19 protein-coding genes are annotated in these 22,574 nt (G+C 60.6%); 6 read left to right on the forward strand and 13 right to left on the reverse strand.

What is annotated here, in order from left to right; genetic code table 11:
• Window positions 1-181: 181 nt before the first annotated feature.
• The 13 genes from ACP7AP_RS20375 to ACP7AP_RS20435 form a co-directional block, all read right to left on the reverse strand.
• Entirely contained in the window at window positions 182-829 is a 648-nt protein-coding gene (locus tag ACP7AP_RS20375) for an NYN domain-containing protein (RefSeq protein WP_426037160.1), read from the reverse strand.
• A 160-nt stretch (window positions 830-989) separates the two neighbouring features.
• On the reverse strand, window positions 990-2,297 hold the full coding sequence (locus ACP7AP_RS20380) for an AMP-binding protein (RefSeq protein WP_426037162.1): 1,308 nt from the start codon (window positions 2,295-2,297) through the stop codon (window positions 990-992).
• Window positions 2,298-2,477: 180 nt separating this feature from the next.
• Complete coding sequence (locus ACP7AP_RS20385) at window positions 2,478-3,506, reverse strand: LLM class flavin-dependent oxidoreductase (protein WP_426037164.1); 1,029 nt, start codon at window positions 3,504-3,506, stop codon at window positions 2,478-2,480.
• 118 nt (window positions 3,507-3,624) lie between these two features.
• A complete protein-coding gene (locus ACP7AP_RS20390; RefSeq protein WP_426037166.1) occupies window positions 3,625-5,070 on the reverse strand; it encodes a mannitol dehydrogenase family protein in 1,446 nt (481 codons plus the stop codon).
• Window positions 5,067-5,837 carry an L-iditol 2-dehydrogenase gene (locus ACP7AP_RS20395; protein WP_426037168.1) on the reverse strand — a complete coding sequence of 257 codons (771 nt, stop codon included), beginning with the start codon at window positions 5,835-5,837 and terminating at the stop codon, window positions 5,067-5,069. Before ACP7AP_RS20395 ends, ACP7AP_RS20390 begins: the two co-directional genes overlap by 4 nt.
• Window positions 5,834-6,835: an ABC transporter ATP-binding protein gene (locus tag ACP7AP_RS20400; protein WP_426037170.1), complete on the reverse strand. Its 1,002-nt coding sequence runs from the start codon at window positions 6,833-6,835 to the stop codon at window positions 5,834-5,836. Before ACP7AP_RS20400 ends, ACP7AP_RS20395 begins: the two co-directional genes overlap by 4 nt.
• A gap of 7 nt (window positions 6,836-6,842) precedes the next feature.
• Window positions 6,843-7,673: a carbohydrate ABC transporter permease gene (locus ACP7AP_RS20405; RefSeq protein WP_426037172.1), complete on the reverse strand. Its 831-nt coding sequence runs from the start codon at window positions 7,671-7,673 to the stop codon at window positions 6,843-6,845.
• Window positions 7,674-7,682: 9 nt separating this feature from the next.
• The gene (locus ACP7AP_RS20410) at window positions 7,683-8,561 is read right to left on the reverse strand and encodes a carbohydrate ABC transporter permease (protein WP_426037174.1); all 879 of its coding nucleotides are present in this window, start codon (window positions 8,559-8,561) and stop codon (window positions 7,683-7,685) included.
• Window positions 8,562-8,708: 147 nt separating this feature from the next.
• On the reverse strand, window positions 8,709-10,019 hold the full coding sequence (locus ACP7AP_RS20415; RefSeq protein WP_426037176.1) for an ABC transporter substrate-binding protein: 1,311 nt from the start codon (window positions 10,017-10,019) through the stop codon (window positions 8,709-8,711).
• Window positions 10,020-10,124: 105 nt separating this feature from the next.
• Window positions 10,125-11,081: a sugar-binding transcriptional regulator gene (locus tag ACP7AP_RS20420; protein WP_426037178.1), complete on the reverse strand. Its 957-nt coding sequence runs from the start codon at window positions 11,079-11,081 to the stop codon at window positions 10,125-10,127.
• Window positions 11,078-11,746: an HAD family hydrolase gene (locus tag ACP7AP_RS20425; RefSeq protein ID WP_426037180.1), complete on the reverse strand. Its 669-nt coding sequence runs from the start codon at window positions 11,744-11,746 to the stop codon at window positions 11,078-11,080. Before ACP7AP_RS20425 ends, ACP7AP_RS20420 begins: the two co-directional genes overlap by 4 nt.
• On the reverse strand, window positions 11,746-12,819 hold the full coding sequence (locus tag ACP7AP_RS20430) for a P1 family peptidase (RefSeq protein WP_426037182.1): 1,074 nt from the start codon (window positions 12,817-12,819) through the stop codon (window positions 11,746-11,748). The genes ACP7AP_RS20425 and ACP7AP_RS20430 overlap by 1 nt, the downstream gene beginning before the upstream one ends.
• Before the next feature lie 10 nt (window positions 12,820-12,829).
• Complete coding sequence (locus ACP7AP_RS20435) at window positions 12,830-13,945, reverse strand: serine hydrolase domain-containing protein (RefSeq protein WP_426037184.1); 1,116 nt, start codon at window positions 13,943-13,945, stop codon at window positions 12,830-12,832.
• 450 nt (window positions 13,946-14,395) lie between these two features.
• Here ACP7AP_RS20435 and urtA point away from each other — a divergent pair, with 450 nt between their 5' ends.
• From urtA to ACP7AP_RS20465, 6 genes are all read left to right on the forward strand, one after another.
• On the forward strand, window positions 14,396-15,637 hold the full coding sequence (gene urtA, locus ACP7AP_RS20440) for an urea ABC transporter substrate-binding protein (protein WP_426037216.1): 1,242 nt from the start codon (window positions 14,396-14,398) through the stop codon (window positions 15,635-15,637).
• 53 nt (window positions 15,638-15,690) lie between these two features.
• On the forward strand, window positions 15,691-17,622 hold the full coding sequence (gene urtB, locus ACP7AP_RS20445) for an urea ABC transporter permease subunit UrtB (protein WP_426037186.1): 1,932 nt from the start codon (window positions 15,691-15,693) through the stop codon (window positions 17,620-17,622).
• A gap of 286 nt (window positions 17,623-17,908) precedes the next feature.
• Window positions 17,909-19,132 (forward strand): urea ABC transporter permease subunit UrtC, encoded by a 1,224-nt coding sequence (gene urtC / locus ACP7AP_RS20450; RefSeq protein ID WP_426037188.1) that lies wholly within the window; start codon window positions 17,909-17,911, stop codon window positions 19,130-19,132.
• Window positions 19,129-19,872 carry an urea ABC transporter ATP-binding protein UrtD gene (urtD, locus tag ACP7AP_RS20455; RefSeq protein WP_426037190.1) on the forward strand — a complete coding sequence of 248 codons (744 nt, stop codon included), beginning with the start codon at window positions 19,129-19,131 and terminating at the stop codon, window positions 19,870-19,872. Before urtC ends, urtD begins: the two co-directional genes overlap by 4 nt.
• Entirely contained in the window at window positions 19,869-20,567 is a 699-nt protein-coding gene (gene urtE / locus ACP7AP_RS20460) for an urea ABC transporter ATP-binding subunit UrtE (RefSeq protein WP_426037192.1), read from the forward strand. The genes urtD and urtE overlap by 4 nt, the downstream gene beginning before the upstream one ends.
• A gap of 102 nt (window positions 20,568-20,669) precedes the next feature.
• Window positions 20,670-22,568: an AI-2E family transporter gene (locus tag ACP7AP_RS20465; RefSeq protein WP_426037194.1), complete on the forward strand. Its 1,899-nt coding sequence runs from the start codon at window positions 20,670-20,672 to the stop codon at window positions 22,566-22,568.
• Window positions 22,569-22,574 lie beyond the last annotated feature (6 nt).

A 22,574-nucleotide genomic window follows, 5' to 3' on the forward strand; every position in this document is an offset into this window, starting at 1 on the left:
CGCCACCCATAACTCAGCATAGCGATCAAAACTGATCCGGGTCGCCTCTAAAGCCGCAGACGCGAGGTTCTGCGCCGCGTCAACATGTAGGCCGACCGGACTAAAAGGGATAAGCCTTATCGCAGGATATGAAACCAATTTACCGCAACGCGCTGTAAATGTGCTTCGCCAAAGCGATCCCTCACGCCATATCCAACCAAACCTGCCCGTCGCGATAACCGCCCGCGATCACATGGCCCGGAACGCTCATCTCTGGATGCGTCGCAGCCCAATCGCGAAACCGATCGTTGCTGACAATCCGCGCGCCCAAAGCCTTGGCCGATGCCAAAATCACTGGATCGGCGGGCGTGCCCTTGGGCACCACCATCACCCGATCCTGCGGCAGGCCCAAAAGTTTCCCGAAGGCATAGTCGTGCTTATACTTGCCCATCAGTTTATGGCCCGCATTGGCATCAAACACCACGCCCGGCGCATAACCCGCCGCCGTCAGCTTCTCCACCACCGCCCGCACCGAATCGATCTGCGGCACGTTATCCTTCCAATGCATAACGTTAGAGCCATCGACCACGACATATTTTGGCGGTGACTGCTTGCGCGCAAACACGCCGCGCCGGGGTGGGCCGGTCTGCGCAGACACCTGTCGGTGGATCGAATACGCTTCGCGCCCACGCTCCGCCGCCCCACGCGCAAGCGCAGAGCGCAGCAAAAGCCAAGCGCTTGCCAGCAGCGCAGGGCCCGCCAGCATCCCCAAATCCTGCCACCCCGGCATAACAACCGCCAAGACAAGCCCGATCCCCGAGGCCAGACAGAGCAAAAGCGGCACGATCATCACATACTCCCACCGACCATTTGATCACAGGCGCTTACGGGGATTAATCCCGCCAATTCCCAGTAAACCGCCAAATCCTTAAAGAATCCTTAAATCCAGCACCCTACAGCATTGATTTCAAACAGCTAAAAAAGGTCCCGAGTTGGGACCCTCTCCATTTTCAAACCTTAGGCCGAAGATCGACGATCCGCACCGCCTTGCCCTCGCTGCGCGGCACAGAACCCGGCTGGCCAGCTGAAATCTCAATATTGATCCCCCACATCTGCCGGATACGCTTGTGCAGGCCCGCCCCCAGCCGCGCCAGTTCCGCCGCATCTGCCGCCACAACAGCCTCTACCAACACCCGCATCGAATCCAGCCGCCCCTCGCGGCGCAACTCAATCTGGAAATGCGGCGCAAGTCCGGGATACGCCACCACCTGCTCCTCTATCTGAGACGGGAACACATTCACCCCGCGCAGGATCATCATATCGTCACTGCGGCCCCGCATCCGCTCCAACCGCCGCATGCTTCGCGCCGTGCCGGGCAACAGCCGGGTCAAATCCCGCGTCCGGTAGCGCACGACCGGAAACGCCTCTTTGGTCAGCGAGGTCAAAACCAACTCGCCATATTCCCCGTCTGGCAGCAAAGCGCCGGTGTCGGGATCAATAATCTCGGCGAGGAAATGATCTTCCCACAGCGTCAAACCATCCTTGGTTTCCACACATTCCGCCGCCACGCCCGGCCCGATCACCTCGGACAGCCCGTAGTTGTCCAGCGCGTGCATATCGAATGCCGTCTCAATCTCGGCGCGCATCGCGTTGGTCCAAGGTTCGCCGCCGAAAATCCCCACCCGCAGCGCACTTTTGCGCGGATCACGCCCCTGCGCGCGGTATTCGTCCAGGATCGACAGCATATAGGACGGGGTCGAGCAGATCGTGGTGGCAGCAAAGTCCTCAATCAGATTGACCTGCCGATGCGTCATTCCACCCGATACCGGCACCACAGTGCAGCCCATTTTTTCGGCCCCGTAATGAAAGCCCAAGCCGCCGGTAAACAGCCCATAACCGAAAGAAATATGCACCACCTCGCCCGGTCGTGTGCCGCAAGCCCGCATGGTGCGCACCATCAGATGCGACCAAGTGTCGATGTCTTTCGCGGTGTAACCCACCACGGTTGGCTTGCCGGTGGTGCCTGAGGACGCATGCAGGCGCACAACCTTTTCACGCGGTACGGCGAACAGCCCAAACGGGTAATTGGCGCGCAGATCGGCTTTGGTGGTGTAGGGAAAGCGGGAGATATCGCTGAGATGACGCAGATCATCGGGATGCACACCTACGGCTTTGAAGGCGGCGTTGATATGCGGCACATTGTGATAGGCATGGGCCAGCGACCATTTCAGACGGCAAAGTTGCAGCGCCTCAATCTCATCGCGCGAGGCGATTTCGATGGGTTCCAAGGTCAGCCGGTCCGGCGATATATCGAGCATGAGGTCTCCTCGCCGGAGCGGCGGTTAAGCTTAGAGTTGTGCGATCTTGCGCGCAAATCTGGGCATTGTCATGGCGCGTCGCAAAAATAAGCGTGGGCTTTGATCGTAGCACCCGAAAAGCAAAAGCTGCGACGGGACCGGCTCGCCGCAGCTATTTTTCGCACTCAATCGCTTGGCCGATTAGGCGGCCAGCAGATCATGCACCATCGGAATCACCCTTTCGCCATAGAGCTGGATACAGTTGACCAACTGGCTATGCGGCATCGGTCCCGTGGCATACTTCATGTCAAACCGCTGGATTTTCAGATCGCGGATCGTCGCAGCGATCTTCTTCGCCACGGTCTCCGGCGAGCCGACATAAAGCGAGCCATGGTGGACCTCGTCCAAGAACCGCTCTTTGGTGGTGGGCGGCCAGCCACGCTCGCGGCCCAAGCGGCCAAACATGGTTTGATAATGCGGCCAAAGCGCCTCTTGCGCGGCCTCATCGCTTTCCGCCACAAACCCCGGTGAATGAATACCAATCGGGCGCACTGTTTTGCCCAACTGATCTACTGCACGGTGATAGAGGTCGATATAGGGCAAGAACCGTCGTGGATCGCCGCCGATGATCGCCAGCATCAGCTGCAAGTCTTGACGGACCACCCGCACCACCGATTCCGGGCTGCCACCAACACCGACCCAAGTGGTCAGCTGCTTCGGGCCAACCGGAGGATACACGATCTGGTTTTTCAGCGCCGTGCGGGTTTCACCCGACCAAGTGAGCGTAGGTTCGCGCACCAGCTTGGCGAAAATATCCAGCTTTTCCTCGAACAGTAGCTCGTAATCGTCCATCGCATAGCCGAACAGCGGATAGCTTTCGGTGAAGCTGCCACGCCCCAAGATCACCTCAGCCCGGCCGTTCGAGATCGCGTTCAGGGTGGAAAACCGTTGGAACACCCGGATCGGATCATCCGACGACAGCACCGTCACCGCTGTGCCCAAATGGATCTTGCTGGTGCGACCCGCGATGGCCGCCAAGATCACTTCGGGCGAGGAAATCGCGAAATCCGGGCGGCGATGTTCCCCCAAACCGATGAAATGCACGCCGGCCTGATCGGCGACCACGGCTTCATCGACGACATCGCGGATCACCTGATCCATCGGTTTTTGCGCACTCTGCGCGTCCACGGTCACGTCGCCAAAGGTATCAAGGCCAAGTTCGATATTCATATCTGTCTCCCAGAGCGGTGCGGGATCATCCTGCACGGCCATGCTGTTGAGGCAGAGATAGGCGCAGCCGCGCGTATGGGGAAGTCCGCGCGGCTGCACATCAGCTGTTCAGTGGGGATCAGCCGATGTAGCTGCGCAGGGCTGCTTCGCACCCCTCGTCGCGGACGCGGGCGAGTTGTGTAGCAAAAACCGCTTGGAACGTCAGATTATCCGCCAGATCGCCATAGATTGTGCGCTGATCCAGCCAAGCCTGCGGATTGGTTTGGGCGGCTTTGGCGGTGACTTGCAGCGCTTCCCAGTTCGGATCGTTCGGCGGGATATAGGTGCCTTTGTCCGAGGTGCCGGTGCAATAGCGACACCACAAGGCGCTGACGAGCGCCAAGCCATCGCAAGATTGCCCCGCCGCCAGACGGTCACGCAGCGGTGGCACGATGAATTTGGGCTGACGGTTAGAGCCATCAAGGCAGAGACGGCGCTCGGTATCGGCCACTTCGGGGTTGGAGAACCGCTCGACGATTTTGGCGTAGTAATCCACCAGATTGGTGTTCGGCACTGGCGCAATGGTGGGGATGATCTCGGTGGCCTCCAGCTTGTTCAGAAAGCCAAGGATCAACGGATGCGCCATCGCCTCATGCACGAATTCGATGTCCAGCAGACCGCCGGGATAGGCGATGGTGGCGTGGCCACCGTTCAGGATGCGGATTTTCATCGCCTCATAGGCATGCACATCACTGGAAAGCGTGACGCCGACCTTCTCCAACGGCGGACGGCCAGCGGGGAAGTTATCCTCCAGCACCCACTGGCGGAACGGCTCACAGGTGACGGGCACCGGATCATCGCCAAGCCCAAACGCCGCAGCCATCGCGCGTTCACGCGGGCCAGTCGCGGGGGTGATGCGGTCGACCATGCCGTTCGGGAAGGCGACATTGGCCTTGATCCAATCGGCAAGCGCGGGGTCGGACAGCCGGGCAAGGCCAACAACGGCAGCCTCAGTCACATGACCGTTGCCGGGCAGGTTGTCACAGGACATCACTGTAAACGGAGCAACCCCAGCGGCGCGGCGGGCTTTGAGTGCCGCAATGATCGCGCCAAACGCGGTGCGGTGCGGATTGGCGGCGTCGGCGGCGATTTCCGGGGCGGTTGGGTCGAATTCCCCCGTCGCGGGGTCGATAAAATAGCCACCTTCGGTCACGGTCAGGCTGACGATACGGATTTCGGGTTTCGCCATCGCAGCGATCAGCGCGGCATTATCCGGCTGCACCTCGATAAACCCGATCATCGCCCCCACCCGGCGGGCGGACTTGCCTTTCGGGTCCAACTCGATGATCGACGACAGGCAATCCTGCGCCAACATCGCCTCGCGCATCCGCGCATCGCCTTCCCGCACGCCCGCACCCAGGATCGCCCAATCCTGCGCCAGACCCATTGCGAACAGATCGTCCAAATACACTGCCATATGCGCGCGATGGAAGTTGCCCAGACCGATATGCACAATACCGGGGGTCAACTTGCTGCGGTCATAGGCGGGCATTTTTGCAATTTGTGAACTGTCATTCATGTTCATGCCATCCAGTTGCCGCCGTCAACGCCGAAGCATTGCGCGACGATGTATTCGGCCTCGGGCGTGGCGAGGAAAATCGCCATTCCGGTCAGGTCCGCGGCAGTGCCCATGCGGCCAAAAGGCACAGCCGCACCCACTTCGCGCTTTTTCTGGCCCGGAGCCTTGTTCTCATACTTGGCGAAGAAGGCATCGACACCGTCCCAATGCTCGCCATCCACCACACCGGGCGCAATCGCGTTGACGTTGATCTTGTGTTCAATCAACCCCAAGCCAGCGCTTTGCGTCAGGCTGATCACGGCGGCTTTGGTAGCACAGTAAACCGCCACCAACCCCTCACCCCGACGCCCCGCCTGAGACGCCATGTTGATGATTTTACCGACTTTTCCGCGCGCAATCATGTGTTTCGCGGCAGCCTGCATGCAAAACAACGTGCCCGAGACATTCACTGCGAACAAACGGTCATATTCAGCGCGGGTGATCTCGGCAATCGGCGAGGCTGTGAACAAAGCCGCGTTGTTCACCAGAATATCCAAGCCACCCATCTGCTCAATCGCACTTGCAAACCCCGAGTCAATCGACGCCTGCGAGGTCACATCCATCTGCACGCCAATCGCCTTCGGCCCCAGCGCAGCGGCAGCTTCTGCAACAGCCTTGGCGTTGATATCGGCCAAGGCAACCGTGGCCCCTTCAGCAATATAGGCGCGGGCAAACTCCAGACCGATGCCACGGGCCGACCCGGTGATAAGGGCGGTTTTGCCACCCAGCCTCATGCCATGGCCTTTCCGTCAGCGCCAAAGCGGTGTACTTTGCCATCCTGCGGCGACAAGTAAACCGCATCGCCATAGCGCAGGGTGACATCGCCGCCAGCCCGCACAGTCATCGAGCCATGGCCTTCGACATTGACATGCAGGAAGGTGTCTGACCCAAGCAGTTCTGCCACCGAAACAACGCCCTTCCATTTGCCGGCTGTGGTCGAGATATCCACATGCTCGGGGCGCACGCCAATCGTCGTGGCCGCCATCGCCTGCGCATCCGCCCCGGTCAAAAGGTTCATCCGGGGGCTGCCGATAAAGCCCGCGACAAACACATTCGCCGGGTGATTATACAGATCCAACGGCGACCCGACCTGTTCGATATTCCCCGCCTGTAGCACCACGATCTTATCGGCCATGGTCATGGCTTCGACCTGATCATGCGTCACATAGATCATCGTGGTTTTCAGCGTGTGGTGCAGTTCGGTGATCTCCAGCCGCATATTGCCGCGCAAAGCCGCGTCAAGGTTTGAGAGCGGCTCGTCAAACAGAAACGCCGCAGGTTCGCGCACAATCGCGCGGCCAATGGCGACACGCTGACGCTGACCGCCCGAAAGCTGCCCCGGTTTACGCTCCATATAGCTGGTCAGGTTCAAAACCTTGGCGGCGGCATCGGCCTTCTTGGTGGCCGCTTCGATATCCATCCCTGCCATTTTCAGCGGAAACATGATGTTTTTGCGCACCGTCATATGCGGATACAAAGCATAAGACTGGAACACCATCGCTAGTCCACGCTTTGCCGGCGGCAGCGCAGTGGCATCCTTGCCATCAATCTCAATGGTGCCGGATGAGGTATCCTCCAGCCCAGCGATCAACCGCAGCAAGGTGGATTTGCCGCAGCCCGAAGGCCCGACGAACACCACAAACTCGCCATTCTCAATCGTCAGATCGACGGAAGGGATGACATGCACATCACCGAAGGATTTGCGCACCGATTTCAGAACGATTTTACCCATGATGTCCTCACTTCACCGCGCCGAAGGTCAGGCCGCGGACCAGTTGTTTCTGGCTGAACCAGCCCATGATCAGAATTGGAGCGATGGCCATGGTCGAGGCCGCCGAAAGTTTTGCGTAGAACAGACCCTCGGGGGCCGAGAAGCTGGCGATGAACTGCGTCAGGGGGGCCGCATCCGAAGTGGTCAGTTGCAGCGACCAGAACGCCTCATTCCACGACAGGATGACATTCAAAAGCAGGGTCGAGGCGATGCCGGGCAGCGCCATCGGGGTCAGCACATAAAGTATTTCCGAGCTTAGGCTCGCGCCATCCATCCGTGCCGCTTCAAGAATTTCACCGGGGATTTCCTTGAAATAGGTGTACAGCATCCAGATCACGATTGGCAGGTTGATCAGGGTTCCGATGGCGACAAGCCCGGTGCGGGTGTCCAAGAGGCCCGTCACCTTGAAGCCCAGATACATCGGGATCAACACCCCGACGGCGGGCATCATTTTGGTGGAAAGCATCCACATCAAAAGATCTTTGGTCTTTTTGCCGGGAACAAACGCCATCGACCAAGCCGCCGGTATCCCGATGATCAGCGCCAGCACGGTGGAGCCAACCGAGATCACCACCGAGTTCATAAAGAACTTGCCGTAGCTGTTCTGGGTCTGCACCGCCTGATAGGCTTCGGTTGTCCAAGGTGAGGCGAGCATCGCAAACGGCGATTTGATCGCATCACCCTCGGTGTGGAAACTCATCAAGAAGATCCACAGGATCGGGAAGAAGATCAGAAACCCGACCAGCCATGCCCCGATGGTGACGATGACTTTGCTATTGGTTGTTGTGCTGCGTGCCATGATATGTCCTCACGCGTCCAGATTCTTGCCAATCATTCGCATCGCGAAGAAGGCAACGATATTGGCCAGAATGACCGCGATAATGCCGCCCGCCGAACCTGCGCCGACATCGTATTTGACAAGCGACTGGATGTAGACGAGGTAGGAAATTGTCGTGGTCGCAGTACCCGGACCGCCGCTGGTGGTGACGAAAATCTCGGCAAATACGGCCAGCAGGAAAATGGTTTGGATCAGGATCACCACGGTTACAGCGCGGGTCAGATGTGGCACGGTCAGGTAGAAAAACCGGCTCAGCACGCTTGCGCCATCCATCTCCGCGGCTTCTTGCTGCTCACCATCCAAAGATTGCAGCGAGGTCAGCAGGATCAGCGTTGCAAACGGCAGCCATTGCCACGCCACGATGCCGATGCCGATGATCGACAGCAGTGGAGCTTGGCTTAGAAAGTCAAACGGCTGCAGACCCAACCCCTTGGCAATATGGGCAAACATTCCATTCACCGGGTTCATAAACATGTTCTTCCAGACCAGTGCCGACACCGTGGGCATCACGAAGAAGGGTGCTATCACCAGCACGCGGACGATGCCTTGGCCCCAGAATGGCATGTTCATCAACAGCGCCAGCAAGATGCCGCCCACGACAGTGATGAACAAAACCCCCAGCACGATGGCCAATGTGTGCAGGATCGAAGCGATAAAAGTGCGGTCGGTCAGGAAGTAGTAATAATTGTCAAATCCGGCCCAGGTCGTTGGCTTCGGCACCAGCAATTTATAGTCCAGAAAGCTGAAATAGATCGTGGTGACAAGCGGCACGATCATCCACAGAAACAACAGCACGACCGACGGCGCGACCATAAAGCGTGCGGCGATACGCGAATGCTGGGTGGCCATAGGAAACCTCCTCCGATGCAAATTTTGGGAAAGGGCGCGGTCGTCTTGAAGCGACTTGTGCGTCAGGGGCGCTGGCGCTTGGAAACGGCGCTTAGCGCGGAAAAGCGGGGCCACCCTTGGGAGATGCAGCCCCGCCCTCGTCGCTGGTTACTTGATGTAACCGGCTTTGGTCATTTCCGTCGTGGTTAGCTCTTGTGCCGCAGCCAAGGCGTCAGCCGCCGTGGTGGTGCCCGCAAGTGCTGCCGAGAACTGCTGGCCGACTTCGGTCGCAATGCCCGCGAATTCCGGGATAGCGACGAATTGCACGCCAACATAAGGCACCGGATCGACGGTCGGATGGGTCGGATCAGCCGAGTTGATGCTGTCCAAGGTCATCTTGGCGAACGGCACCTTTTGGTATTCCGCATTCGCATAAAGCGAGGTGCGGGTTCCCGGAGGCACGTTGGCCCAGCCTTCTTTCTCAGCCACCAGCGCGGTGTATTCTTTCGATGTCGCCCAAGCCACGAAGACCTTGGCCGCATCTACCTTGGCCGAACCTGCCGGAATGGCCAAAGACCACGCCCACAGCCAGTTGCCGCGCTTGCCCAGACCATTGTCAGGTGCCAAAGCAAAGCCCATTTTGTCAGCAACCGTGCTGTCTTTGCCAGTTACAAACGATGCCGCAACGGTGGCATCAATCCACATGCCGCAATGGCCCTGCTGGGTCAGAGCGAGGTTTTCGTTGAAGCCGTTGTTGGATGCACCGGGCGGGCCGTAATCGTTCATCAGGTGCAGATAGAAGGCCAAAGTATCAGCCCAAGGCTTCTGGTCGAACTGTGGCTTCCAATCCATATCGAACCACTTCGCGCCGAACGAATTCGACATTGCGGTCAGGAACGCCATGTTCTCGCCCCAGCCAGCTTTGCCACGCAGACAAATGCCATACTGCTCTTTCGACTTGTCGGTCATCGCAGCAGCCGCTTTGTCGATATCAGCCCAAGTTGGCGCATCCGGCATGGTCAGGCCAGCGGCTTCCATCAGGTCTTTGCGATACATCACCATCGAGGATTCGCCGTAGAACGGGGCGGCGTAAAGTTCGCCATCCACCGTCAGACCGCCAGCGATTGCGGGCAGCAGGTCGGCTTTGTCCCAAGCTGCGGGCAGATCGTTCAAGCTGACCAGCCAGCCCGATTTGCCCCAGATTGGCACTTCATAGGTGCCGATGGTCAAAACGTCGAACTGACCGCCTTTGGTGGCGATATCGGTGGTGACTTTCTGGCGCAGAACGTTTTCTTCCAGCGTGACCCACTCGACTTTGATGTCGGGGTTCTTGGCGTAGAAATCGTCCATCAGCCCTTGCATACGGATCATGTCGCCGTTGTTCACGGTGGCGACGGTGATCGTGGTTTCGGCCGATGCAAGACCCGCAAGGGTAAGCAGAGCCGTCGCGCCAAGCAGCGCGCGAAGCGTCATGTTCATTGGTATCCTCCCAGATCAGCGATTGAGCATTTCATCGCTTAGTGAGTAAATGCTCACACAAAGGTGTGATCCGTCAAGCCCCTTTTTACGCCGCATCTGCAAAGATTACAGGCGGTTTAGCAACGCCTGCGCGGTCGGCTCGTCCGTGACCAAGCCGTTGATAATTCTAGATTTCAATGCGCCCGCAATGGCCGGAACCTTTGATGCACCCGCAGCAATTCCGATGGATGGCCGGTCCAACCCCGGCGCGACTCTCACTCCACCGGTGCGTGTATTGGTGCCCACGTCAAGATAAACACCGCGTGAGTCGAACACCCAACCTGCCACTTCGCCCACTGCGCCTGCCGCCTGCATCTCGTCCAGCTCGGCGCGGGTGACGAATCCATCCTTGAGCAGTGGCGCATCATTGCTCATCTGGCCGACGCCGACGAAAATCACATCCGCCGCTTGCGCCAGATCGACCACCTTTTTCACCGGACCCAACGCATGAAACGCCGCGTTTTCCTGCGGCGTCGGGCTGATCACCGGCACCAGCATCGGGTAGTGCGGCGCACGCACCTTGTCGGAAATCCGCATCACCACGTCAAAGAACGAGGCCGAGCCATCCGGCGCGATATTGCCGATCAGCGATACCAACCGGTGCTGATCGGCGTCCATCGGCGAGACCGCATCGACCATGCCGCGCATCGCCCGCCCGGTGCCCAAACCGATCACCGAGGGTGCGGGCATCCGCAAAAACCGCTCCAACTCCGCCGCCGCTGCGGGCCCAATCGCCCGCACCCCATCCGAGCCCGGCCCCAGACTGGGGGCCACCCGGCAGCGCAGCAGACCAAAGCGTCGGGTCAGTTCGGCCTCAAGGTCCAGACAGGCCCCTATCGGATGATTGAGCCGCACATGGATCAACCCTTCCGCCATCGCCCGGCTGACCAGACGTTGCGCGCGCTGGCGCGACACCCCCAACTCGGTCGCAATCTGATCCTGCGTCAACCCGCCGACATAATACAGCCAACCCGCGCGGGCGGCTTCATCACTCAGCGTCGGTTCTGGATCGGTCCGGCTCATCTGCGCCCCTTCAACTCTGGCGCAATGTCGTAGAAGTCGGCGAAGGATGCAAACCTGTTATGCGGGCGCGCATCCTCGGGCTCATCCAAGGCCCGATCCTTCAGATGACTGCCCCCGGTAAACCGCCACACCACCATGCCTGCCGCCAACCCCGCGCGGATACCCGTCAAGCTGTCCTCAATCACCAGACAACGCGCCGGATCGGCCCCCATTTTCTGCGCCGCATAGAGGAACAAATCCGGCGCAGGCTTGCCGCGTGCCACCAGAGTCGAGGTGAACAGCTTTGGCCCCGCCAGATGCCCCAGCCCCACCATGTTCAAAGACCGCGCCGCCCGCAGCGGGCTGGACGAGGTCGCGATACAATACGGCACGCCCATGCCCGCGATCACCTCGGCCACCCCCGGCATCACCTTTAAATCGCGCTCAAACCGCTCCAACAGACGGGCGCGATAGTCTTCCTCAAAATCCGGCGGCAGCGTCAGGTTAAACTGTTCGCGGATGGTGTTCATCACCGTCGGATAAGACCGCCCCAGAAAATGCCGCGCCACATAGGCCAGATCAATCTGCACGCCGCGCTCGGCCAAAGCATCAATCAACATCTGCGCCGAGATGATTTCACTATCAATCAGCACGCCGTCGCAATCAAAGATCACCAGATCAAACATCAGAACAACGCGGCCAATCGGACTGTGTCGATGCCGGGCACAATATGGCCTGTGGGCTTGAACGTCGCCACATCCTCACCCGCCACAATAGCATTCACCACCGCCTCCTCCACCGCCTGCACCGCCGCCAGATACAACGGATCAATCGCCTCGCCGTTCACTTCCGTCTTGGTCAGCACCGCCCCCGCCCGGTGCGGCATCGGGCCGGGGTTCGCCGTGGAAAGTGCCAGAAAAATATCGCCCGAAGAATTCCCCCCCGGCGTGCCGCCCCGCCCGATCCCCAAAGCCGCGCGCTTGGCAACCTGACGCAACGACAGCCCCGACAAAGGTGCGTCAGTGATCAGCACCACGATGATCGAGCCCATTTCCTGTCGCCGCAGCCCCCTGTCAAACACTCCCTCCGGCATCAACTGGCCAACCTGCCTGCCCAACACCTGAAAATCCGGCCTGCGCCCGTGATTGGCCTGCACCAGACAGCCCATCGTGTAACTCTGCCCGCCAATCTCAAACACCCGTGAGGCTGTCCCCGTCCCCGCCTTGAACTGATAGGCAATCATCCCGTTGCCGCCGCCGACCGAACCTTCGGCCACAGACCCGCCCTTCGCCGCCCAAAGCGCCGCCACCGCATGGTCAGGCGTCACATGCAACGCGTTGATATCATTCAACACGCCGTCATAAGTCTCGGCCACGACAGGCATCGCCCAGCCGTGATCCTGCGCAAAAAACTCCGCATATTGCTCGATCATCCACACGGTCACGCCATGATGCACCGCGCCGACGCCATGGGTGTTGGTGATGCAGACCGGGCCAATCATATAGCCCGCATCGTCGATCCAATGCGTGCCCGTCATCTCTCCATTGCCGTTCAGCGCGTAATGCCCGGCCCAGACCGGCACTGGCACGCCTTCGTCCGCGCGCGGACGAATGGCCGTCACACCGGTGCGCATCTTCGACGCCGGATCGGTCAGAGTGGTAAACCCCACTGTTACCCCCGCCACATCGGTGATCGCGTTCAACGGGCCGGGGGTGCCGAGAAACGGCAGGCCAAGATCGCGCGCGCGGGGTTTGCTCATCGGAGACCTCTTACTTCAAGCCATCAAGCACGCGGTAAACACATTCGACAAGTACCTTGCGGCGCGGATCAATCTCATCGTCAAACCCCAGCATATGGTTGGTGGTATAGCCCATGCCAAACCCCGCCGCCGGATCAGCAAAGCCAAAACACCCGCCCCAGCCGGAATGGCCAAAACTCCCCGCCCGCGCGCCCTGCTGCATCAGCCCAAAGCCCGCGCCATAAGCCACTTCACCGCCATGCGCCGCATCCACACCCTGAAAGCGCACCTTCGTCGCCTCCGCCAACGCGCCGGGCGACAACAACTGAGACGCGCCCGAGACCAAATCGCCATAGATCAACGCCAAAGCCTTCGCCGTCGCCTGCCCATTCGCCCCCGGTATCTCCGCCGTCCGCCATGCCCGTGTGTTAGGTTCGGTCGGGCGGATCGTCGGATTTTCCCACGCGTTCGGATGTGCCGAGGCCAGCACCTCTGCGATGCCATCCGTCACCCCTGCCCCCTCGATCACCTCTGCCACCCGAGCCTCCTCCGCCTCAGGCAACCCCACAAACATATCCGCCCGCAATGGCCCGGCGATTTCCGACGCTAAAAAGCTGCCAAACCCCTGCCCCGAAATCCGCCTCAGGGGTTCCGCCACCATCATCCCCAACGAAATCGCGTGATACACCGACCGACTGCGCGGTGGCCACAACGGCGCCATCGCGGCCAGTGCCTGCGCATAGGGTGCCCCCGCATATAGCCCCGCCAGATCCATCGGCACCGAAAGCCCGTCCAAGCCGCCCTGATGCGACAAAGCCTCACCTACCGTAATGTGGCCTTTGCCGTTCGCCGCAAACTCCGGCCAATACCGTGCCATCGGCTGATCGTAATCCACAAGGCCCCGATCCACCAACATCGCCATCGCCACCGCCGCGATGCCTTTGGTGCAGGACCATACATTCACCAGCGTATCCTGCTGCCAATCCCGCGCATCTGCGGCATCCGGAGACCCGCCCCACAACTCGGCCACCAGCACACCCCGATGCACCACCGCGACCGAGCCACCGTGCTGCCCCAGCGCAAAGCAATCTTCAAACGCCGCCCGCAACGGCGCAAATTCTGCCGTGGTAAACCCGTGAACCGTCATGTTGCCCCCTTTGCCCATTTTCCCGCAGCATAAGCAGACCACAGCCGCCGTCCACCCCGCCCCACGACACCAGATGTCGGTTTCCTCGACCTTTGCGTCGGAGATCGCCGCCGATTCCACAAAATTCCGCCCAATTTCTGCGCCGCAGCATCTACCCGCGCCCACAAAACAGGCATCCCTCCGCCCGATCCGCTTTTGTAGGCGGCTTCCCGCGCAAGACCGTTGCCGCATTGGCCCCCCCGGCCTTTGCTGCATTTGCTTGGGTCTGCTCAAGCAAAGGGTGTGCGGCAGCGATTGGTTTTGGACGGCCTCGCCACCGCACGTTTGCAACAAACGCTGCCCTCTCAGTATGGACGTTCTTCCCTTGAATGGAAGCGCCAGAGCGGGCCCAACAGGGGACGTAACATGAAACTGACCAGACGCGCGCTATTGGCTTCCGGCATAGCATCTATGGCGCTGCCACACATTGCCTTCGCTGCCGGAGAAACCATCAAGATCGGCGTGCTGCACTCGCTGTCGGGCACGATGGCGATTTCGGAAACCACGCTGAAAGACACCATGCTGATGCTGATTGAGGCTCAGAACGCCAAAGGCGGTCTGCTCGGCAAACAAATCGAAGCGGTGGTTGTTGATCCCGCCTCGGACTGGCCCTTGTTCGCCGAAAAGGCCCGCGAACTGCTGACGGTTTCCAAGGTTGACGTGATGTTCGGCTGCTGGACCTCGGTGTCGCGCAAATCCGTGCTGCCGGTGATTGAGGAGTTGAACGGCCTGCTGTTCTACCCGGTGCAATATGAGGGAGAGGAATCCTCGAAAAACGTGTTCTACACCGGGGCAGCGCCGAACCAACAGGCGATCCCGGCGGTGGATTACTACCTTGAAGAACTCGGCGTGAAGAAATTCGCTTTGCTCGGCACCGACTACGTCTACCCGCGCACCACCAACAATATTCTAGAGGCTTATCTGGTCTCGAAAGGCATCGCCAAAGAGGATATCTTCGTCAACTACACCCCGTTCGGCCATTCCGATTGGTCGAAAATCGTCGGTGACGTGGTGGCCTTGGGTGCCGATGGTAAAAAAGTCGGCGTGATTTCCACCATCAACGGCGACGCCAACATCGGCTTTTACAAAGAACTCGCCGCCGCTGGTGTCACCGCCGACAAACTCCCCGTCTGCGCCTTCTCGGTCGGCGAAGAAGAACTGGCGGGCCTCGATACCTCTAACCTCGTCGGCCATTTGGCGGCGTGGAACTACTTCATGTCCGCCGACACCCCGGAAAACAAGGCGTTCATCGAACAATGGCACGCCTACATCAAAGACACCAAGCGCCCAACGAATGACCCGATGGAAGCGCATTACATCGGCTTCAACATGTGGGTGAACGCGGTCACAGCCGCTGGCACCACAGAAGTTGATGCGGTGTCGGATGCAATGATCGGGCAGAAATTCCCGAACCTGACCGGGACCACAGCCGAGATGCTGCCAAACCACCACCTGACCAAACCCGTGCTGATTGGCGAGATCCGCGCCGATGGCCAATTCGACATCATCTCCCAGACCGAACCAGTTCCGGGCGACGCATGGACCGATTTCCTGCCCGAATCCGCCGTGCTGGAAGCCGATTGGAAAGACCTGAAATGCGGCATGTATAACAAAGAAACCAAAACCTGCGTGCAGCTGAAGTCGAACTACTAAGACGTGCGGAGGGGCCACCCGGCCCCTCCCCTCCTCCCCATCGGATTCCCTTCATGCGCTATCTGCTGGCCTGCCTTCTGGCACTCCTGTTCGTCGCCCCCTTGCGCGCCGAAACCGCCGCCGAAATCCTGTCCGCCAATGCCGCTTTGGTCGAGAAAGCCTCGCGCCAAACCATCGCACCGGTGATTGACGCTTTGGCGGCGAGTGGCGATCCGGCCGCCGCGCAAGTGCTGGAATTATGGGGCAACAAAGGCCTCGGCATCCGCAAATCTGACGGCATCTTCTTCCTAATCACCGCCAACGAAAATGGCTACGCCCTGCGCGACCTGACCGGAGCCGGCGCCGGCCAAGCCCCCAAATCCGACATCACCGAGTTGAAACCCAACGCAGGCGTGCGCGGCATGATCGCCACCGCCTTGGTGCAATTCACCCTGTCCGACCCCGACCGCGCCAAACGCGCCGCCGCCCTGGAATCCATCGCCAAAGACCCAAAGCCGGAGGCCCTCGCCCCCCTCCGCGCGGCCATCCCTAATGAACCCGACGCCACGTTAAAGGCGCAAAAACAGCGCTTGGAACGCCTGCTCACGCTACGCTTCGACCCCGACTCATCCGCCCGCATCGCCGCGATCAATAGCTTCGGTGCCGACCTCGGCCTAGACCTGCGCGGCGCGCTAAACCCTCTGCTGGCAACAACAAAACTAGCCGCCGCTGCCCCCCCAACGACCAACATCGCCCGAGAACTTAAGCCCGGCCGCGACCTCACCGAAACCGAAGCCTACGACCTGCTCGTCGCCGCCAACCTCGCCCCCGCCCGCCTCACCATAGAAGCCGCCCGCACCGCCCTGATCGCCAACCTCGCAGATGGCGCAGTCGGCGGCGTCCCCTTGGCTGACCTGAACACCCAAGCCGCCCGCGATCGCGCCTATACAGCGCTGGAGTCCGCAGGCACCGTCCCACAAGCCGCCACCGATGAGGAAGCGCAAGCCGCGCTTAAAGCCCACCATTTCTACGACATCTACAGCGAGCCCGACCCCGCCGTCACCACAGCCGCAAGCGCCGTCCTCAAATCCATCGGCCACAAAGTCGCCGCCATGCAAGCCGCCGACCTCGCCCTAGACGGCCTGTCCCTCGCCTCAATCTACTTCCTCGCCGCCATCGGCCTCGCGATCACCTTCGGCGTGATGGGCGTGATCAATATGGCCCACGGCGAGTTCATCACCATGGGCGCCTACACCGGCTACGTCGTGCAGCTCTACGTCCCAAACTACACCGCCTCGATCCTGATCGCCCTGCCGCTCGCCTTCGCCGTCACCTTCGCCGCAGGTGTGGCGATGGAGCGTCTGATCATCCGCCACCTCTACAAACGCCCGTTGGAAACCCTGCTCGCCACCTTCGGCATCTCCATCGCCCTGCAACAAATCCTAAAAAACACCTTCGGCACCCAAGCCCGCCCGCTGACCTCGCCCGCATGGCTCGACGGCGCGCTCAGCTTCAACGACGTAGTGTCAATCAGCTACATCCGCATCGCCATCTTCGTGCTGGCCCTGCTGTTCCTCACCTTCTTCCTCTGGCTGATGAAACGCACCCGCCTTGGCCTCGAAGTCCGCGCCGTCACCCAAAACCCCACCATGGCCGCCTCGATGGGCATCAACCCCGACCGCATCAACATGCTGACCTTCGGCCTCGGTTCCGGCATCGCAGGCATCGCCGGCGTCGCCATCGGCCTGTTCGCCAAAGTCACCTCAGAACTCGGCACCGACTACATCGTCCAATCCTTCATGACCGTCGTGGTCGGCGGCGTCGGCAACATCTGGGGCGCCCTTGCCGGGGCTACGATGATCGGGGGGTTGCAAAAAATGATTGAATTCTTCAACCCCTCGAACACCCTCGCCGCGCAAACCTACATGATCCTGTTCATCATCCTGTTCATCCAATTCCGCCCCAGAGGCATCATCGCCCTCAAAGGCCGCGCGGCAGGAGATTGACCATGCAGCCCCAGATGTTCCGCGATACGTCTGGCCGGGAACAGCCAATCCTCCGGGGGAGGATTGGCCCCGGCCACGCAGAAACGGTGGTGCAAACCGTCTCAGCCAGCACCGACAGAGGACAGCGCCTGACCTGGCGGGCGAGAAGCGCCTGCCATGGGCAGGTCAGGCGCAGGCCGGTGGCTTTGGCCACCGGGGTTCCACCGCAAACCTCACCGAATGGCAGGTGCAATGGCACCCGCCAACCTGCTGCCATCCTACACTTCGCCCCCGAAGAGGCACCGAAATGACCCGCTCTTTCCTCACCCGCACCCCATCACTGCTGATCTTCATCACCTGCCTCGCTTTGTTCACCATCTGCGTGACCCTCGCCGCCCACTACGGCCTGATGTCGACCTCCTTCGTGAAAACCCTCGGCAAAACCCTATGCCTCTGCCTCGCTGCCCTCGCGATGGACCTGATCTGGGGCTATGCGGGTATCCTCAGCCTTGGCCACATGGCCTTCTTCGCACTTGGAGGCTACATGATCGGCATGTGGCTGATGTATGCCCGCACCGAGGAAATCGTCATAGCCTCGCTGATGAACTCCGGCCTTCCCGCCACGCCGGAAGAAATCCAGCAACGCATCGCCAGCCAAATCTTCGGCGTCGTCGGTGCCTCTGACCTGCCAACGATCTGGAGCTTTGCCCACAGCCTGCCGCTGCAACTGGCCCTCGTCATAGCCCTCCCCGGCCTCCTCGCCCTGATCTTCGGCTGGCTCGCCTTCCGCTCTCGCGTCACCGGGGTTTACCTCTCGATCCTCACCCAAGCCATGACCCTCGCCCTCGCGCTTTACCTGTTCCAGAACGATAGCGGATTGCGCGGCAACAACGGCCTCTCCGGCCTGCAAAACCTGCCCGGACTAGACGCCACCAGTCAAGACAGCATCAGCCTGTGGTTTTTCTGGGCCTCCGCAGCCGCCCTCGCCCTCGCCTATCTCACCCTCAGTTGGATCGTCTCCGGCAAATTCGGTTCCGTCATCCGCGCCATCCGCGACGATGAGGCCCGCGTGCGCTTCCTCGGCTACTCGGTTGAGGGCTACAAACTGTTCGTATTCACTCTAACGGCAGTCATCGTCGCCCTCGCAGGCGCGCTTTATTACCCACAAGCCGGCATCATCAACCCCGCCGAACTCGCCCCCATCGACTCAATCTACCTCGCCGTCTGGGTCGCCATCGGTGGCCGTGGCCGCCTGTATGGCGCGGTGATCGGGGCCGCCGTCGTGTCCCTGCTGTCCAGCTGGTTCACCGGAGGCCGCGCGCCCTCGATCCCGCTTGGCTTTATGACGATCAACTGGGTCGATTGGTGGCAAGTTTTGCTCGGCGCCGCCTTCGTCTGCGTCACCCTGTTCGCCCCGAAAGGCATCGGCGGCTTGTTCGATCACTTCGCGGGCCTGCACTCCCCCGACCGCAAAGGTGCCCCCCTCGGCCCGGATGATGGATCGCTGCAAGAGAAAGAGGCGCTGGAATGAGCCAACTTCTCGAAGTCTACGGCGTCACCGTCAGCTTTGATGGCTTCCGTGCTATCAACAACCTGACATTCTCCATCGGCCCGGCTGAGTTGCGCGCCATCATCGGCCCCAATGGCGCTGGCAAATCCACCTTCATGGATATCGTCACCGGAAAAACCAAACCCGACTCTGGCTCCGTCACCTTCGGCGAGAAATCCACCTCGCTCCTGAAGCTGTCCGAGGCAAAAATCGCCCGCGCCGGTGTGGGTCGCAAATTCCAACGCCCGACGGTGTTTGAAGACCAAACGGTGTCAGAAAACCTCACCCTCGCCCTGAAAGCCGCCCGCAGCCCGTGGCGCGTGCTCGGCTGGCGAAGCAAACCTGCCGACCACAGCCGCATCGAGGCTCTCGCCGCCCAAGTCGGCCTGTCAGATCACCTCCCCCGCAAAGCAGGCGAACTCAGCCACGGCCAAAAGCAATGGCTGGAAATCGCCATGTTGCTCGCCCAAGAACCCCGCCTGCTGCTGGTCGATGAACCCGCCGCAGGCATGACGCTCGCCGAGCGGGAAAAGACCACCGAACTGCTGGTAGACATTGCCAAAACCCGCGCGGTGGTGGTGGTCGAACACGATATGGAATTCGTCCGCCGCCTGAATCGCCGGGTGACGGTGCTGCACGAAGGCTCGGTTCTGGCCGAAGGCTCGCTTGACCATGTGACGAAAAACCAAGACGTGATTGACGTCTATTTAGGGCGCGGATGATGATCAAAACCGAAGGCCTCACCCTGCACTACGGCGGATCACAGATCCTGCACGGCATTGATTTCACCGCGAAAGCAGGTGAAGTCACTTGCATCATGGGCACCAACGGCGTCGGCAAAACCAGCTTCCTGAAAGCCCTCGCAGGCACCCATATGCGCTCGGCTGGCTCGGTTGAGCTAGACGGCGAAACCCTCGGAAAACTCCGCCCACAAGAAATGGCCCAGCGCGGCCTCGCCGTTGTCCCGCAAGGCCGGATGATCTTCCCACTGCTGACGGTCAAAGAAAACTTAGAGACCGCCTTCGCCCTGCTCCCCAAGCCCGAGCATAAAATCCCGCAGGAAATCTACGACCTGTTCCCGGTGCTGAAAGATATGACCGCCCGAAGGGGAGGCGACCTTTCCGGCGGCCAGCAACAACAACTCGCCATCGCCCGCGCCATGATCATGCGCCCGAAAGTCCTGCTGCTGGATGAGCCGACCGAGGGCATCCAGCCCAATATCATCCAGCAAATTGGCCGCGTCATCGAATACCTGAAAGGCAAAGGCGACATGGCAATTATCCTCGTCGAGCAATATTTCGACTTCGCCTATAACCTCGCCGACCATTTCTACGTCCTGCGCCGTGGCGCCGTCGCCAAATCCGGCTCGCGGTCAGATTTCAGCCGCGAAGACCTGCGCGCCGAAGTTTCGGTCTAGCCGGGAACCAATCGCCACCCCAAACGTTCCCGCATCAGGCTTGACTTCATGCCCGCCAGCCGCCCCTTTGGGCTTGGCCAATTCTGTTACAAAGGGGCAGCTATGTCTGGGGATCTGACGCCACTTCCTGCTCATGTCGGCGGTGCCGCGCGCATCACTATCGGCCAACTGACCGCCGTGGTCGGTGTCGCCGCCGTGTTGTTCGTCGCACAAGACGTTTTCGTCCCCCTCGCCATCGCCATGCTGATCACCTTCGCGCTGTCGCCTTTGGTGACCGCCCTACGCCGTCGCGGACTGCCTTTGCTGTGGACAGTGCTGATCGTCGTCGCCTTGGCGTTCAGTCTGATCGCGGTATTCTCCTTCGTCGTCGCCAGCCAACTGGCGCAACTGGCACAAAATCTGCCGATCTTTCAGGCCAACATCATTCATAAGGTTGAGGGCCTGAAAGCCACTGGCGGCGATCACGGCCTCGCCTCGCGTCTCTCCGATATGATCTCTGCGATCAACACCGAAATCGGCGCGGCTCTGCCCTCGGGCGTCGATAAGCCGATGCCGGTTGAGGTCATCCAATCCTCCAACGCTTTGGCCTTCCTTGAAAATTTGGTGATCCCCCTGATCAGCCCGATCGCAACCGTCGGCCTTGTCATCGTTGTGGTGATCTTCATGCTGCTGGAGCGTGAAGACCTGCGCGACCGCTTCATCCGTCTTGTTGGAACCAACGACCTCTACCGCACCACGCAAGTGCTGGAGGAAGCTGGCGGCCGCGTTGCCAACTACCTGCTGGTGCAACTGCTGGTGAACACGATCTACGCCATCCCAATCGGGGTCGGCCTCTATTTCATCGGCATCCCCAACGCCGTGCTCTGGGGCATGCTGACGCTTGTGTTGCGCTTCGTGCCCTACATTGGTTCTGCCCTCGCCGCCGCCTTTCCGCTATTTCTGGCCTTCGCCGTCTCGCCCGACTGGTCTGCTGTGCTGTGGACCGGGGCGCTGTTCGCCAGCGTCGAGTTGATCACCTCCAACGTCATAGAGCCTTGGCTCTACGGCTCCCGCACCGGCGTCAGCCCGCTCGCCATCATCGTCGCTGCGATCTTCTGGACCTTCCTCTGGGGGCCCCTCGGCCTGATCCTGTCGACTCCGCTCACCGTTTGCCTCGTCGTTCTGGGTCGCCATATCCCGCAATTTGCGCTGTTCGACATCCTGTTCGGCGACGAACCCGTCCTTGCCCCACATGCCAAACTGTATCAACGGATGCTGGCGGGCGATGCGATGGAGGCCACCTTTGGCGCCACCGAGGCGCTCGAAGAACTGGACGTGGTCGATTACCACCAAACCACAATGATCCCCGCCCTTTTATTGGCGCAAGATGACAGCGAACGCGGCGTGCTGACCCCCGAGCAGCAAGACCGCCTCGCCAGCGTCGCCCTAGAGGTCGTCGCAGACCTGCAAGCCGAGATGGAGGCCGAACGTGACGCGCCCTCCGAAACCGCGCTGCCCGGTCTGGGCCTGCGGGTGCGGGTGATCGGCGGGAGGTCCGCGCTGGATGATGTCGCTGCCGCCGTACTGGCGCAAGTGCTGCAAACCGAAGGTGCGGCGGCGCAATTCTCGCCGCATCTCGATCTTGCCCCCTCGCGCCTCGCCGCCCTTGATACCGCCAGTGCCGATTGCCTGCTGCTGTGCTATCTTGATCCGCGCCCCGCCCGCGCCTCGCTTTTGCACATCCGTCGCATCAAGCGCGCCGCCCCGCATCTGCGCGTCGGGGTGGTGATCTTGCAAATGCCCGCCGATCTCGCCGACAGCGCCTCGGGCCCGCGCCATCTGCACGCCGTCTCTCCGGCAAAACTGACCGAGGCAGAAGACATCGGTGCCGATTTCGCCGTCACCAATCTTGAGTCCGCGATGGATGCCGTTTGGCAGCGCAGCGCGCCCAAGCCGGTGCCAGATGCCAATAAACCCATGCCGCGCGTGGTCGCCCGCCGCCGCAGCCAGACCACGGACTGAGAGGAC

The organism is Cypionkella sp. TWP1-2-1b2 (assembly GCF_049896245.1).
In the GTDB taxonomy this organism is placed as follows: domain Bacteria; phylum Pseudomonadota; class Alphaproteobacteria; order Rhodobacterales; family Rhodobacteraceae; genus Cypionkella.